Below are 16,025 nucleotides of genomic sequence, written 5' to 3'. Positions count from 1 at the left end.
TCTATTCCGAACTTTGGAAAAGTTTATCGAATCTTCCCTAACTAAACAACATTGGATTATATTTTAAAAAAATAGCTCTATTCATTTTTATCAAAATCCATCTTTTGACACATTGATTGCATCAAATTTAATAAGTACTTATATTTGTACTTAATTAATAACAACAAAGATTATGATAGCCGCTAACTTTTCAGAATTTAGAACTCAATTAAAAAAATATCTAGATGATGTAGAGGATAACAATGAGACCCTTATTGTCAAACGAAAGACTGGAAAAGGAACCGTTGTAATATCGCTCGATGAATACAATTCGATCATGGAGACTGTCCATTTGTTAAGTTCAAAGGCCAATGCGGACCGGTTATTTGAATCGATTAGACAAATGAAAGAAGGGAATACTGTTTCACATGATTTGATCGAAGAATGATTCGGATTACATTTTCTAAAAATGCTTGGGAAGATTACGTTTCATGGCAAAAAGAGGATAAGAAAATGTTGAAAAAAATCAATGATTTGATCAAGGATATTCAAAGATCCCCTTTTGAAGGGATAGGCAAACCTGAAGCATTAAAATATGACTTGGCTGTTTTTTGGTCAAGAAGAATTGATTTAGAGCACAGGTTGGTATATCAATATCGTAATGGAGAAATATTAATTTACGGATGCAGATACCATTACGAAAAGTAATGAAAGCTTAATTTTTTTAAAAAAGACAAGCCATTCCATCCAATAGGAAACTAGAAAACAACAAATTACGGATAGCATGAAAACCACCATAAAAGGCCTTTTGGTACTTGTAATTTTATTTACCATTGTAAGTTGTAACGCGCAACAACAAGATGCCTTCAGTCCTAAAGAAGTTTACAAATCCAAAGATTTGATTATTACCCAAGTTGCCCCGAATTCTTTTGTGCATACCTCATTTTTGCAGACAAATGATTTTGGAAACGTTCCCTGCAACGGGCTGATTGTTAGAAATAGCAAAGAAACCATCATTTTTGACACCCCCACCAATAATGAAAGCTCCGAAGAACTGATCAGATGGGTAAATCGGGAGCTGAATTGTAAGGTAAATGCCATTATTCCAACCCATTTCCATAATGATTGTCTTGCCGGTCTTCAGGCATTTAATGACCACAACATCCCTTCTTACGCACATGTGAAAACAATAGCACTTGCCAAGGAAAATGATTTTGTCATCCCCCAAAATGGCTTCAGCGATTCTCTTACCCTAAGTGTGGGGAATGAAATTATCATGGCCCGGTATTTTGGAGAAGGACATACTAGAGACAACATCGTGGGATATTTTCCAAGTGAAAACGTAATGTTTGGAGGGTGTTTGATCAAAGAAATGAACGCAAGCAAAGGATTCTTGGGAGATGCAAATGTGGAGATTTGGTCAAGTACCGTGGAGGATATTAAAAAAAGATTTCCAGCTGTAGAAATTGTTGTCCCAGGACACGGAAATCACGGCGACCGCAGCTTGCTTGATTACACAATCAAGTTATTTAACACAAGACATTTTGGTGATAAAAAATTAACTGAAACCAATTGATGGGTTAGAAATCATAGTCAATTCGGACATCCGGATTGACCAATCGGAATCTGATTTCAATAATGGTAGATTTAAAAGTAGCTCCGAACTTTTATACGGATACAGGAATTTAAGCTTATTTGGTCGGAATTCGCAGATGCCAAATTTGATGAAATTTATCATTTTTACGAAAAGGAAGTAAGTCCCGAATTCGCCAACAAGTTTGTGAATGAAATAAACAACGAATCTAACAGGTATTTTAACAGACTATTGCATTCCAAAAACCATCCTAATTAGATGCAAATCACTTTTTGAGCCTTACTAAACCTTCTAAATGAAGATTGAATCAATCCAAAATTAACCTAATGTTAACACAATTGAAGTTGCCATGTTATTATTATCTCGTAATATTGCGATATATAGATTAAATATGTAATAACGTTTGCCTACAACTATGAAAAGACTATTCATTTCTGTTTTGTTTTTGTCAATTATGGGGAGTTGTTCCTCGGAAAAGAATACAAAAACAGAAGAAGTATCGAATGACGAAAAAAGCACTCCCGCCATTTCAACAAACTTAGATTCGCCAGCGATGTATCCTGTCCTAAACCAATACATCGAAAGTATTCAAGCAGAAATGGAAAATATATCTGAGGAAAGGAAAAAAGAACTTCAAAAACTTGCGCTCTACATCCAAACCAAAAAAAATTCAGGAGAAGCAGCAAACCTCATTTTTATCTGTACACACAATAGTAGAAGAAGTCATATGAGCCAATTGTGGGCTGCAACAGCCGCAAATTACTACGGCATAGCTGACAACATATTTACTTTTTCGGGAGGTACCGAAACTACAGCATTCAACCCGAGGGCAGTAGCGGCCATTGAAAGGGCAGGGTTTACGGTAGAAAATCCCGGAGGATCTAATCCAAATTATCAGGTAAGATTTGCGGATAATGGCCCAAAAATGGAATGCTTTTCTAAGATTTATGACAATCCATCCAATCCTCAGGAAAATTTTGTGGCGATCATGACTTGCTCAGAAGCAGATAAAAATTGCCCTTTCATACCAGGTGCATCCATGAGGTCTCCTATCCCTTACGAGGATCCAAAGGATTTTGATGGAACACCTCAGGAACAAGCAGCCTACGATGAAAGATGTCGTCAGATAGCCACTGAAATGTTTTTCATAATGTCAAAAGTCAAAGCATAAATTCTCGTTTTCGATTCATGTTTGATCAAATTAACCGTTGGGTCTCTGACCAACTAGCTATCAGTTCAGGGCCAAGTGCATACCTATTTCTCTTTTTGGGTGGTGTTTTAGCTAGCCTTCTGCCTTGTGTCTATCCTGTATATCCCCTGACTGTCAATTTTCTCAGAAACAGAAAAAGCAATCTGGGAAAATTTGCCCATCCCCTAACTTACTATGCGGGTTTGGCTTTCATCTATTTTGGGTTTGGCATTATAGCAGCTTTGACAGGAGGCGCTTTCAATCAGGTTTTGCAATTGCCTTTTGCTAATTTGAGCATTGGCTTGCTGTTGTTTGCAATGGCTTTGGCAACGGTAGATTTGCTTCACCTCCCGTTTTTTGGAGGTCAGGTCGAAAGCGAAAAAAATGGATTGGGAGGCACCTTAATCATGGGTGCAGGAGCGGGTCTTTTGTCCTCCGCTTGCGTGGGACCAATTGTGGTCAGTATCCTCATTGCCATTGCTTCAGGAGCTTCTGAAACCACTTTTGGATTGACACTGGGAGCAGCATTCAAAATGATGCTTTTTGGTTTGGGTGTCGGAATTCCGGTTCTGCTTTTAGGTGTTTTTGGAATGAATCTACCAAAAAGCGGAAAATGGATGATGGCTATTCAATGGGTATTTGCAATCTTGATTGGCTATTTTGCGATCGGATATTTTGTCAAAGGACTTAATGGATTAGGTTTTAGCGACCAAATGGCAAATTATACCATCATTGGAGCCATTCTTTTTGTGTTTGCAATTTTTCAGATCCAGTCAGTCCAAAAGACCAAACAAGAAAAAACCAAAACCGCTTTGTATTCTCTTCTAGGCGTAATTGGTTTTCTGACCATGGCTGCCAATGTATTGCCAAGTCAGGTTGGCGTTGGAAACAACATGACTGCCTCAAATTCCGCATCTGAAAACACCGAACAAAAAGGAGAACTGACTTGGCATCTCAACAAGGAAAATGCTTACAGCAAAGCAGGAGAAACCGGGAAATTGGTATTTGTGGATTTCCATGCAGATTGGTGTACCAATTGCAAGGCTTTCCAGGAGAAAACACAAAAGGACGAACAGTTGAATGCTGCCCTGCAGAATGCTGTGTTATATAAAGTGTACGATACCTCTTCTGAATTTGACAAGTACAGAAATGACCCCAGATTCCCAGAACTCAAAATCGGCATCCCTTTCTTTTTGATCACCGATGCCTCAGGGAATATATTGTACAAGACCAGTGACTTTACCAAAACAGAGGAAATGATTCTATTTTTGGAATAAATTCAAGAGTTTGATTCCTGCTTGAATTGCTGAAAATTAGTTCAGCTAGATTTTCATTTTAAATTTATTCCGATCGGGGATTTGGATAAAATTTAAAATTAATAGTCGCAAGCAGACAGTCATCATCGATGTTTTTTTCAATTCATGGCGGGGGTATTACTATTTTGATAGCTTGAGTATATTAAATGCTCCCCTTCCCACGATTCCAAAAACAATTATTCCAATCAGGAGATCAGGATATTTTGAATTAGTCAAGAAAACCAAGGCACCTGCCAATATTACTCCGAGATTGATGATGATGTCGTTTGAAGTGAAAATCATACTTGCCTGCATATGTGCTTCCTTACTTTTCCCTTTTTGAAGTAAATACAGACAGACAGCATTGGCGATCAAAGCAAAAAATGAAACTACCATCATTAACAAAAAGTCCGGCATCTTTTCAATTCCAATAAATCTCCTGATGACTTCTATAAACCCAATCGCAGCCAGGACAATCTGAAAGTATCCTGCAAACTTTGCAATGTTTTTCTTTAGGACAATAGTACCTCCCACAGCGAATAATGCCAGACCGTAAACGATTCCATCAGCGAGCATATCCAAACTATCCGCTACCAAACCCATTGAGTCTGCAAAGATTCCGGTGACCATCTCTAGGACAAAAAACGACAAATTGATGATTAAAACTGCCCAAAGCAATTTTCTTTCCTTGTCAGTATCAACAGTTGCCCCAGAATAATTTCCGGCTTCCTTACTATCGACAACAGTGGTTTCAAACTGCAAGCTGTCAAGTTTTTGGAATATTTGTTCATAATTTTCGGTGTGAAAAACAGTGAGTTGCCTGTTTGGAATATCAAAGTCCAAGGATTTGATATTGGTCAAGTCACTAAGTTTCATCCGAATCATTTGTTCTTCGGATGGACAGTCCATTTTTGAAATCCTAAAGGTTGTTTTTTGCATAGGTAATCAAAACTACATTGGTTATCTTTTACTCTTCCCTTACACTATCCTAATCTCCTCCATCGTCTTGCTATAGAGTTTATACACTAATCGGTCGATTTGGTTTCAATTTGGGAATTTTTGGAGTTTTATGGAAAGTTTTTGGTAATTCTGATTTTGGAGGAATAACATTCTCCAAAAGAGGTCAGAAAAGAAAATGCGATTCCGGTTTTTGGTCGAGGATGTTAAAATTTTGGATTAAGGTTTCCGCTAAAAACAGAGAAGATCTAATCTCCACTTGCGTTATTCGAAAAGAATGAATAATTCAGAATGAAATTCAGTAGGAGCGTTTCAATGGTTAATTGCTATCTGCTTTAGCTGAATTGCCACCTGCTTTAGCTGGTGGTTGAAAAAATGAAAATCGGCATTTGGGCTTTAGCCAAAAAGAATTAGTAATGTTTGTGGAGACACAAACATTGGCGGTGAATGATCTCAAAGGGATCAAAAGGAGATCAGCGATTCCGGTTTTGGCCAAAACCATACAAATTGAGAATTAAGGATTCCGCCAAAAACAGGGAAGGTTAGCCAATATATTTTATTCGTTGGGTAGATATTGATTGAATATTCAACCCCTTCAGGGTTGGCCTCAAACTTCATTGGTTTTTCTATAAATATGCAACCCCTTCAGGGTTGGTAACAAAATTCAGTAGCTGCCTTCCCTTGGTTGTGATTGCCACCTGCTTTAGCTGGTGGTTGAAAAGATGAAAATCGGCATTTGGGCTTTAGCCAAAAAGAATTAGTAATGTTTGTGGAGACACAAACTTTGGCGGTGAATGATCTCAAAGGGATCAAAAGGAGATCAGCGATTCCGGTTTTGGCCAAAACCATACAAATTGAGAATTAAGGATTCCGCCAAAAACAGGGAAGGTTAGCCAATATATTTTATTCGTTGGGTAGATATTGATTGAATATTCAACCCCTTCAGGGTTGGCCTCAAACTTCATTGGTTTTTCTATAAATATGCAACCCCTTCAGGGTTGGTAACAAAATTCAGTAGCTGCCTTCCCTTGGTTGTGATTGCCGACTGCTTTAGCTGGTGGTTGAAAAGATGAAAATCGGCATTTGGGCTTTAGCCAAAGAAATAAAAAAATACTCACCACAGAGACCTAGAGGAAAAGGAGAAAAAAAGAATAATGTTTTTGGAGACACAAACATTGGCGGCGCAGTAGCGATGACCGACCACGTATTGGTCAAATATTGGTAGCCCCGAGTGAAGAACGAAACTCGGGGACAAGAAGAACAAGACAATGCCGATTTTTGGCCGAGAAAATTCAAATATTGAGTTTGGGTTTCCGCCAAAAACAGGGAAGATTGAACCATTAAATTGAAATTCAACCTACCATTTTCAGATTCATTCAACCCCTTAAGGATTGACCTAGCATCGTTCATTTTTTAATGCCCGGGTTGAAACCCAGGGCTATTCAAGTTTAGACCACTTTGGGGTCTTTTCTCCTCCCTCTCATTTTCTCTGTGCCCTCAGCGTCCTCAGTGGTAAAAAAAATTAATTCCCTTTGCGACCCTTTGCAAAACCTTGGTGCCCATTGCGTTTAAAAAAATATCCAGCTTCAGGAGAAGCAGGATAACAATTTCTCCACTTATCAAATCATTTGAACAAATCCTTGTCATTTGTGATTAAATTGGACAATAACTTATCGATCAAATGAAACTCTGGATTTCTGTTCTTTCTTGCATTTTCCCGCTTTTTCTCTCTGCCCAAACCAAAATCACCACCTTGGACAAAAACAGCAAAGTGCCTATTTCCGGTGTTTTGGTCAAGATACAGGGACAAACCAATCTGGTGACTGATGAAAACGGGCAGGTAGATATCGACCTGAAAAATCCCGTAATCCTGACTTTTTTGCATATCAGCTATGAACCGATGTCTGTTTCAGCTGCACCAAATGAATCAATAACGCTAGAAATGATTCCCGTTACCACGTCACTTTCGGAGGTGATTGTGACGGGATTTGAATCGGAAAGACCAATCGTTCATCAGGCAGGAGCGATCAGCACGGTTTTGGAAAATGAGCTTTACCGTTTCAATGAGAACTCGATCCTGAGTGCCTTCAATACCAAACCCGGCATTAGGGTGGAGCAAAGGGCACCGGCAAGTTACAGGATATCTATCAGGGGAAGTTCTCTCCGTTCACCCTTTGGCGTCCGCAATGTCAAGGTATATTGGAATGACATTCCTTTTACCTCTCCGGATGGGACGACGGCCCTGAATCTTCTCGATATGTCCAACATTCAGAATGCCGAAATCATCAAAGGTCCCGCGGGAAGCATCTACGGTGCGGGAAACGGCGGCGTAATCAGCATGTCAAGCCGCAAAACTGTAACTGAAAATTACCTTTCCACAGACTTTGGCATTGGGGATTTTGGTTTGCTCCGTTATAGGATTGGCATCGATCAGAAGGTAGGAAATGGTGGTATCAGCGCTTCTTATGTTTCTCAAAAATCGGACGGTTACCGCCAACACAGTGCTACTGACAGGCAGGTTTTTCAATTGTCCATGCATACCAAGCCTTCTGATAAGCAGACGCTCTCTGCACAGATACTTTATTCAGACCTGAATTACCAGATTCCCGGAGCCTTGAATCCCGCACAGGTGGAGGCAGATAGGACTCAGGCACGACCTGGTTCGGTAGACCAAAACAGTTCCATTGCCCAAAAAACATTGTACGGAACGCTATCGCATCAGATTGAATTGGGTAGAAAATGGGACAATTCCACTGCGTTGTATATGAACAATACAGAATTTGAAAACCCATTTATTCTTGATTACAAGCGGGAGACAGCCTTCAGTTATGGAGGCCGGACAAAGTTTAATTTCGATGACAAATGGGGATCCTTCCCAGTAAAAATCATTGCAGGAGCTGAATACCAATATGGTAAAACCATGGCCCAGAACTTTGGCAACAGACAGGGAAAGGCTGATACGATCAGATTTTCTGATGACCTGATGAGTACACAGGCATTTTTATTCCAGCAATTTGAAATTGAATGGACTCCCAAAATCCTCATGACTTTTGGTCTGAGCGAAAACTTTGGCCGGTATGACATCAATAGGGCCATCGACGCCGGACCAAATGAGCCAAGCAACAATACCAAAACCTTTGATCCCGTAATCATCCCGAGAATCGCCTTGGTCTACAAAGTCAATGAATGGTCAGGAATCCATGGTAGCATCAGTTCGGGATTTTCTCCTCCCACAATAGCTGAAGTACGCACCAACGAGGGAAGTATCAATTTGGACTTGGAGGCCGAGCGGGGTATCAATTATGAAGCCGGGTACAGGGGAAAGTTCGGAATATTCAATGTAGATGTGACGGCATTCTATTTCCAGCTTGATCAGACCATCACTTCCTTCACCAATGAACAGGGTGTTGTACTTTTCAGAAATGCAGGCCAAACCGATCAGAAAGGAATAGAGGCAAGTCTTGATTATGTTTTGGTCCGAAACCAAAATGCATTCTTTCAGGAAATCAAGTTGAACCACGCCTTCACCGGACATTATTTCAGTTTTGGAGAATATGAAAGCGGAGGCAATGATTTTTCAGGAAACCAACTTACAGGAGTCGCACCCAATACCCTGGTCAATATCCTTGATGTCCGCACCAAGCCGGGATTTTATCTAAATTTCACCCACCAATATGTAGACGAGATTCCTTTAAATGATGCCAATACGGTTTTTCAAGAAACCTACAACCTCCTCGGTAGCCGTATAGGATGGCGAAGAACTTTAGGTAGCCGTTGGGATGTCGAAGCATACGGAGGCGTTGACAATTTATTGGATGAACAGTACAGTCTTGGAAATGACCTAAACGCATTTGCCAATAGGTTTTTCCAGCCTGCGCCAGGAATCAATTTTTATGGAGGAATGAAAGTCGGATTGAGATATTGACAAAAAAATAAGGGGATAAAAAATGAATTTTTATTATCCCCTTAAACCGTATCAAAAAAACCGTGGAAAAATGCTATTTGATCCAAATTTACAAAAGGATGAAATAACATGAAATACCGTAAATAGGGTATTTTTTATCAAATTGAAGGGATTTTGATTTAATCATGCAAATATGAATTCATTTAATTCCAAAGTTCATTTTTCATAAGTCCATTGATGGGTATTTTTATCATACCTAGACCTCTCATCAGGAAATTCAATGTATTTTTTATTTAAAAAATATCTATCAACATTACCGAAATGCATCAGGTCATTCCAAAGGTATTCCCCATTTTCTAAAATTTCCTTCTCAGATATCATGGGAGTATTGGCTATTTCTTCAAAATCCAAAAGGTTTAATGAATCATCAACCTTAAATTTTCCAAGTACGCCCCTTTTAAATCCACTTACATTTCTTGCAGGTCTTATCAGGTAAAAAAAATGCGTACTATCTTCCAGATCAATGTGATATTTAATGAACTTGAAAGATTCAAGTTGTTTTACATAAAGAGACCTATATTCCAAGTCATGCTTTCTTTTGGGGTCAGCTCCTCTTGGGACCTTATATATATAAGTAATAATATTTGCCATCAATGTGTCTTGAGCTTCCTTTTCATAATAGCTCCCAATATCATATTTATTTTGTTGTCTGTTACAGCTAAGGGTTACAATCAAAATAGCGATAAAGGCAATAATTGAAATCTTCATTCATTAACAATTTAAAAGGCCAAGTTAGACAATTCTAACTTGGCCTTAAGTTTTACAAATTTAAATATTAGTCTCTGTAAACAGTATTTCTGCTGAAATTGGCCCAACCTTGAGTCCAATCTTCAGAAGTACCAAATGCACCTGCAAAAGGAACTTGCTCAAAAGCTCCAAACCACTGACTTTTAGTGCTTGATTGTACAAAAGGTACGTTATCCCATTTTCCACCTGTTGCAGCAGCACTCGCAGCTACTACCGTGAAAGTAGGGGTACCCAAATCAAATACTGATGGGCTGATTCCAATTTCATCCCATGCACCAAAGAACTTATTTCCATATGCAGGAGTATTGAACCAAGCTCTAGCATCAAATGCTTGAACTGTCCATCTTATTGAATGACCCCTAGGTTCAGATCCAGGGTGATTTGGTCTGGCATTCCCATTCGCATCTAAGAAAGGTAATCCAGCTGCAGGCAAATCAGGAAAACTAGCCGAGTTAATAGCACTTTGGTTGTCCCAAGCTCTATTTTCGTTGAATGCTTTACCAAAGCCATTACCTCCCCAGCCTTTAACACCTGCAAGGATAACATTTCTTAATTGAAGTTCATCATTTTGTGCAAATGAAGTAGATCCATTACCATCAATGAAAATACCCATTGGGTAACCTGTAATTATTGAGTTATAAATCCTCAATTTGCTGCTTCTTCTAAGTTGCGCACCATGCTGAAATTCGGATGAGATAGAAGTTTCCCTTAATTTCTTAGGACCAATTATAGTTACATTCGAGAATACAGATGAAGTGAATGGCTCTCTCAATTCACCACTACCGTTATTGTCGACTTCAAATCCGTTGGAACCAGACTGGTCAGCATCTTTGGCATCACGGATACCAATTGCAAACTGGATGTTACCGCTATGGCCCAAATCAACATCAAAGTCATCATCCAAACCTCTATAAGCGATCAAATGACGACCATCAACTGTTCCACCAAACCACTCGAACTGATCATCTAGGCCAAAAGAAGCTTGAACATACTCGATTTCAGTAGTTCTACCCACGCTACCCATTGTAAGGGTATTAACTTCTTCATTTGGATTGATTGGAATACCTGCCCACTCAATTCTAACATATTTCATCACTCCACTATCATCAGCATCGTTTGTACCACCATGCCAAGCACCATATCCGCCCTCTAGCTGTACATTAGGCCCTTCATTGTTTCTTGCTCTTCCGCAAAGAACGACGCCACCCCAATCACCTGGAGTTCTTTCACCTGGTCTTCTTATTGAAGTAAATACAATTGGCTTATTAACCTCGCCTTCAGCGATCAATTTTCCACCTCTTTGAATAACAAGAGTCCCTTTTGTTGCCAAATCACCAAATACGGTGGTACCTGGCTGAATAGTCAAAACACCTTCAGTTCTGCCATCGTCATTTTGTGGAGTTTGGCCAGCTGTAGGGATTGGACCTACTCTCACAAATCCAATTAGAAAATAATCTTTATCGGCGGTTAAAGTAACATTCCTGTTTTGGATATAAGTACCTTCAAGACCAGCGACTGCAACACCTACAATATGCTCATCATATCCAGGAAGCAATGAAACGCCACCCACCTGAACTCTTGCCTTAGGAGGATTAGCGGAGACTGTTACCGCGAATGTGGTTGGAGCCGAAGATCTGTCTCTTGTATCCTGAGCAACAAAAGTGAAATTAACCGTGTTTCCTGCTGAAAGGGTTGATTCAATAGTATAGGTAAAAGCGTAAGTTGCGGTAGTACCCGACAAGGAAACAGGAGGATAGGCAGCATCAGGAGCACCATTTTTCAAAATAGTTAAAGTGGTAGCTCCTTCTGGGGCACTGATTGTTACTTGAGTACTTACAGCAGCACCAATCACTCCAGCTGCTGAGGTAGGAGATGCAGTTACCGTTGGAGGAGCACCAATAACTGGCACAGGATCCTCTCCGCAAGACATCACTGTGAAAGCAAATGCCACGAATGTGGCTAATGAAAGTAGACCTAGCTTTTCGCCAAAGAACCTACCAAATCTGTTTTTTTTCATAATAGTAATAAATTAAGTTAATTGTTAAAATTCGTATGAAAGCCCTAATGAATACTGTCTACCGGGTTTGAATCTTCTGAAAATCTGGTCATTCTTTCTATCGAAAACCCCATCCTCATTTCCATCCTGTAGTAATAAAAACTCTTGATTGAAAATATCTCTGATACCTGCCTTTAGAAACAATTTTTTTGTTAGCCCTTTTCGAACAGAAAGGTCTAATACGTTCCTTGGCATTTCATAGGTATCAGGAATGGCACCGGCACCTACCAATAAAATCCTTTTACCAATCACATTATAGTTAAGATTGATTTGAAGGGCTTTTAAATCATCATCGTAAAAAAGTCCTGTATTGACAATGAAGTTTGATTGACCTTGAAGAGGCCTATCTTTTGCCCGAAGTAACTGTGCTAGATCCTCACCTAATGTAACTTCACTGTCTATAATTGAGACGTTTAGTAAAGTGCTTACTTTGCCGAAAAATTTTGTCCGAATTACATTCGCCATTGACTTTCTGATATCAATTTCCACTCCTCTTGCAAAAGCCCTTTCGGTATTTCTGAAAAGGAAAGTGGATTGCTCACTACCAAAGTTCCCGTATAATGATTCAATTGGGTCAGTAAAGTCCTTATAAAAAAATGCAAATGATACTGTTTCAGTCAAACTAGGATACCATTCCCATCGAAGGTCATAATTTTGAATGCTGGCATTTCTTAGGAAAGTGTAACCTGTAACTGTGGCATCAAATATAAAATCAAAGAATCCAAACGGAGCAATTTCTCTGAATTCTGGTCTATTCAGTGTTTTGCCATATACACCTTTTAAAACCATTTTGTTATTAATATTATAAGCTAAGGTAACAGATGGAAGGATATCTACCTGATCGATAATCACAGGCTCAATTGGGGGCGTGTCTGTTCCAACCTGAAACCTTTCAGGGCTTTTGAGGGTCTGGACATTGTCTTCAATTCTAACTCCTCCTGACAAATTGAATTTGCCAAAAGGAATATTCATTGACAGGTAATAAGCTCTTAATTCGTTGGTTGCGGAATAAAAATTACTAGTTGAAAAATTTTCACCCAACCTAATACCTGTAACGCTATTTATATTTTTCTCATCAAAAAGCTCTCCAATTTCAAGTTGAGTTAAATCTTCATCAAAATTAGTACCTCTACTGTAACCTAAGTTTCTCGCTTCAAAATTTCTTTCCCTATTTTCGAAATAAAAACCTGTTTTTAAAATCGGTTTAAAATTAGTACTATTATTTTCATTGAACTTTTGTTCATAATTGAATGCCGCAGAATAAATATTTTCTCTCATACTAGAGTAAAATTTCCCAAGAAAATCAGGAGTCTGACCTCTTGGAATGAAAAGCACTGATTCTCCTGTTTCAGAGTCAACAACATTCTTTCTATATCTTCTGTAATCCGGGAGGTCATTGTATGACAAGCCATAACCACCGGCCCAATCAATTTTGCCCGTTTCCTGAAAAATCTTATGAGTTCCTACCAATTGTCCAGAATAAATACCTCTGTACTCGTTGAAAAAAGCAAAGTTATTTTGTCTGAAACCCTGTGCTACTTGATCTCCAAATCGATCGATAAAATCATATGTAGTTAATCTCTCATACAAATTTTTAAGTTCGATAACATTTTTGTCATTAATTTTCCAAGCCCAGTTGAATATGAGGCCATTCATAATTTCTTGACCGAACTCGACATCATTAAAAGCATACCTCAGTTTTTGGGTGTTTTCTCCAAAATCAAAAGCTTCAAAGGCGTTATTCTCTACACTAAAAATAGTTTTGGAATTAGAATATTGAACACTGGTAGTATTTCCGATCTGCATCCCTTTTTTACCAATATCCTTTCTGAAGTAATGGGTAAGTGCAACTCTAGAATCAAGCCCTGACCCATAAGTTTGTTCTTGCCAATTATTTGGAAGTGATCGTCCTGCTTGATCTATTTCATTGGCCGGTAAACTTGTCAATCTTTCTGGAAAACCTGATGGTAAATTGTTATTTCCATCATTTGAGCCAATCCAATGATTACTCCTTCTCTCCTCAGCTCTAAAATTTCTTAAGGAAGTTCCTTGCCTAAATCCTGTTGAAACATCAAGAGTTGTAGAAGTACCATCAGGAATTCCTTTTGTAAAGATTTTTACCATACCTCCTGAAAAATCTCCCGGTAATTCAGGAGAAGGACTTTTGTAAATAAGAATCTTATCAACAATGTTACTCGGAACAACATCTAATGAAAAAGACCTTACATCAGGTTCCATACTTGGTGTGTTGATATTGTGTAATTGGGTCGTATTATACCTTTCGTTTAATCCCCTGATTACAATAAAACGATCCTGAACAACAGTTACTCCCGGTATTCTTTTTACCACTTGAGATGCATCGCTGTCAAGTGTTTTTTTAATTGATTCAGCTGAAATTCCACTGACAACTTGAATGCTTTCTTTGATATCTCTTAATATGCTGATATCTGAAGCAGTTTCTCTTACAGCAGTTACAGTTACAATATCAAGTTCAGAAATGTCTTCTTTCAAATTAACGTCTACAGATATACTTCCTGATTGGGGAACTATAATCTCTAATTTTTCTGTGGAATATGTAATAAATGAAACGATTAAAATTTGTGGTCCAGAAGGAACATTTTTTAGTTCAAAAGATCCGTCAATATCAGATACAGCTCCAATAGTTGTACCTTCTATTCTAACGTTAGCTCCAACAACTGTTTCATTTAGCTTCTCATCATAAATTATCCCTTTTACTGATGCCGTTTGAGCCATCAAGGTTGAGGATACTGCCCAAAAAAGGCTCAATAGAATTAGTATTTTTTTCATTTAGGTGTTATTTGTACAGCATTTTTAACGGCACAAATTTCACTTACCAATGTTAATTGGTAGCTTCTCAAAAATTATCAAATCATTAACAAGGGAAGAATAAAAAAAGACAGCCATCACAATTTTTTAATATTGTAATGGCTGCTCAAAGCCTAAATCGAATAAAACCGAATTAAATATCGGGATTCTATTATTTCAATGTTACGGATTTGTTAATAGGAATCTTTTCCAAGAAAATTTTCACCAGATCCCGCGTGCTCACATTGTCGGCTTCCGCTTCATAATTGAGGATTATCCTGTGATTCAGCACATCTTCTGCTATGGCTTTGATGTCCTCGGGAAGTACATAATCCCGGCCTTCCATAAATGCCATCGCCCTCGCAGCAAGGTTGAGGTTGATGCTAGCTCTTGGGGAAACACCGAACTGAATGTATTTGGCTTCATCCTTCAAGCCGTACTTTTCAGGGAATCTGGTGGCAAAAACCAATTCAATGATATAGTTCTCCAAAGGCTCAGCGATTTTCACATCATTGATCATTGCGCGGATCGCAAAAATATCTTCTTTGGAAAGAACTGCATTTACTTCAGAAACGAAATGCATATTGGCCATTCTTCGCATAACTTCCATTTCATCCGCTTTGGAAGGATAATCAATGTGCACCTTCATCATAAACCTATCCACCTGTGCTTCAGGTAGCGGATAAGTTCCTTCCTGGTCCACAGGGTTTTGGGTGGCAAGCACCAAAAAAGGTCTGTCCAACTGATAAGTCGTCTCCCCAATGGTTACCTGCTTTTCCTGCATGGCTTCCAAAAGTGCGGATTGGACCTTTGCCGGAGAACGGTTGACCTCATCAGCTAAAATGATATTAGAAAAAATCGGCCCTTTTTTAACCTGGAAACTTGCCTCCTGTTGGTTGTAAATCATCGTACCTACAAGGTCAGATGGCAATAAATCCGGCGTAAATTGGATTCTTTTAAAATCTAAGTGCAATACTTTTGCCAGGGTATTTACAGTCAGGGTCTTTGCCAATCCCGGCACACCTTCCAACAAAATATGGCCGTTGGTAAAAAGCCCGATCAAAAGCCTGTTGACCATCCTGTCCTGTCCCACGACCACTTTTCTTACTTCATCTATAACTTGCTGAATCTTCTGCTGATGCATGTTTTGGAAAATTGTTATTTGTTATTTGATAATGGTTATTAGTCTATCGTCCAATTCTTCAAATAGAAATACGGTTGATATAAAGTAGATATAAATTGAAATATTACTCACGCTCAACCCGATTCTTAGACAAATTCTAAACTTCTGACAAATCTGTCTTGAATCTTGTGTCTCACGTCTTGTGTCTAATAATCGGGCTAAATTATAACAAAATACCCTTTATCCCAATTAATGCTTTTTACTTATTGATAAATGGTAATCAGTCCATAGACCA

The 16,025-nt window shown here is 38.7% G+C and carries 12 protein-coding genes; 7 read left to right on the top strand and 5 right to left on the bottom strand.

Features of this window, described 5'->3' with window-relative positions:
• Positions 1 to 172 precede the first annotated feature (172 nt).
• The 5 genes from MMU07_RS09240 to MMU07_RS09220 all read left to right on the top strand — a co-directional run bounded on the left by MMU07_RS09240 (position 173) and on the right by MMU07_RS09220 (position 4,039).
• Entirely contained in the window at positions 173 to 427 is a 255-nt protein-coding gene (locus tag MMU07_RS09240) for a type II toxin-antitoxin system Phd/YefM family antitoxin (protein ID WP_241125582.1), read from the top strand.
• Positions 424 to 687 (top strand): Txe/YoeB family addiction module toxin, encoded by a 264-nt coding sequence (locus MMU07_RS09235; protein ID WP_255737314.1) that lies wholly within the window; start codon positions 424 to 426, stop codon positions 685 to 687. Before MMU07_RS09240 ends, MMU07_RS09235 begins: the two co-directional genes overlap by 4 nt.
• A gap of 76 nt (positions 688 to 763) precedes the next feature.
• Positions 764 to 1,555: a subclass B1 metallo-beta-lactamase gene (gene bla, locus MMU07_RS09230; protein WP_241125581.1), complete on the top strand. Its 792-nt coding sequence runs from the start codon at positions 764 to 766 to the stop codon at positions 1,553 to 1,555.
• Positions 1,556 to 1,988: 433 nt separating this feature from the next.
• Positions 1,989 to 2,744 carry a low molecular weight phosphatase family protein gene (locus tag MMU07_RS09225; RefSeq protein WP_241125580.1) on the top strand — a complete coding sequence of 252 codons (756 nt, stop codon included), beginning with the start codon at positions 1,989 to 1,991 and terminating at the stop codon, positions 2,742 to 2,744.
• A 17-nt stretch (positions 2,745 to 2,761) separates the two neighbouring features.
• Entirely contained in the window at positions 2,762 to 4,039 is a 1,278-nt protein-coding gene (locus MMU07_RS09220) for a protein-disulfide reductase DsbD family protein (RefSeq protein WP_241125579.1), read from the top strand.
• 159 nt (positions 4,040 to 4,198) lie between these two features.
• On the opposite strand, the gene MMU07_RS09215 is transcribed toward MMU07_RS09220, so the two are convergent.
• Complete coding sequence (locus MMU07_RS09215; protein WP_241125578.1) at positions 4,199 to 4,996, bottom strand: cation efflux transmembrane domain-containing protein; 798 nt, start codon at positions 4,994 to 4,996, stop codon at positions 4,199 to 4,201.
• A 1,087-nt stretch (positions 4,997 to 6,083) separates the two neighbouring features.
• Here MMU07_RS09215 and MMU07_RS09210 point away from each other — a divergent pair.
• Positions 6,084 to 6,239 (top strand): hypothetical protein, encoded by a 156-nt coding sequence (locus MMU07_RS09210; protein ID WP_241125577.1) that lies wholly within the window; start codon positions 6,084 to 6,086, stop codon positions 6,237 to 6,239.
• Positions 6,240 to 6,695: 456 nt separating this feature from the next.
• Positions 6,696 to 8,939, top strand: coding sequence for a TonB-dependent receptor family protein (locus MMU07_RS09205; RefSeq protein WP_241125576.1), 2,244 nt, complete (start codon positions 6,696 to 6,698; stop codon positions 8,937 to 8,939).
• Between the two features lie 195 nt (positions 8,940 to 9,134).
• On the opposite strand, the gene MMU07_RS09200 is transcribed toward MMU07_RS09205, so the two are convergent.
• From MMU07_RS09200 to MMU07_RS09185, 4 genes are all read right to left on the bottom strand, one after another.
• Positions 9,135 to 9,686: a hypothetical protein gene (locus tag MMU07_RS09200; RefSeq protein WP_241125575.1), complete on the bottom strand. Its 552-nt coding sequence runs from the start codon at positions 9,684 to 9,686 to the stop codon at positions 9,135 to 9,137.
• Positions 9,687 to 9,753: 67 nt separating this feature from the next.
• Positions 9,754 to 11,742 carry an Ig-like domain repeat protein gene (locus MMU07_RS09195; protein ID WP_241125574.1) on the bottom strand — a complete coding sequence of 663 codons (1,989 nt, stop codon included), beginning with the start codon at positions 11,740 to 11,742 and terminating at the stop codon, positions 9,754 to 9,756.
• Between the two features lie 24 nt (positions 11,743 to 11,766).
• Positions 11,767 to 14,589: a TonB-dependent receptor gene (locus MMU07_RS09190; protein ID WP_241125573.1), complete on the bottom strand. Its 2,823-nt coding sequence runs from the start codon at positions 14,587 to 14,589 to the stop codon at positions 11,767 to 11,769.
• A 190-nt stretch (positions 14,590 to 14,779) separates the two neighbouring features.
• Positions 14,780 to 15,751 (bottom strand): AAA family ATPase, encoded by a 972-nt coding sequence (locus MMU07_RS09185; protein WP_241125572.1) that lies wholly within the window; start codon positions 15,749 to 15,751, stop codon positions 14,780 to 14,782.
• Positions 15,752 to 16,025: the final 274 nt, after the last annotated feature.

Origin of the sequence: Cognataquiflexum nitidum (assembly GCF_022538055.1) — a bacterium.
Classification (GTDB): Bacteria; Bacteroidota; Bacteroidia; order Cytophagales; family Cyclobacteriaceae; genus Cognataquiflexum; species Cognataquiflexum nitidum.
The sequence above is the reverse complement of the archived record's forward strand: the minus strand, read 5'-3'. Positions and strand labels throughout refer to the sequence as shown.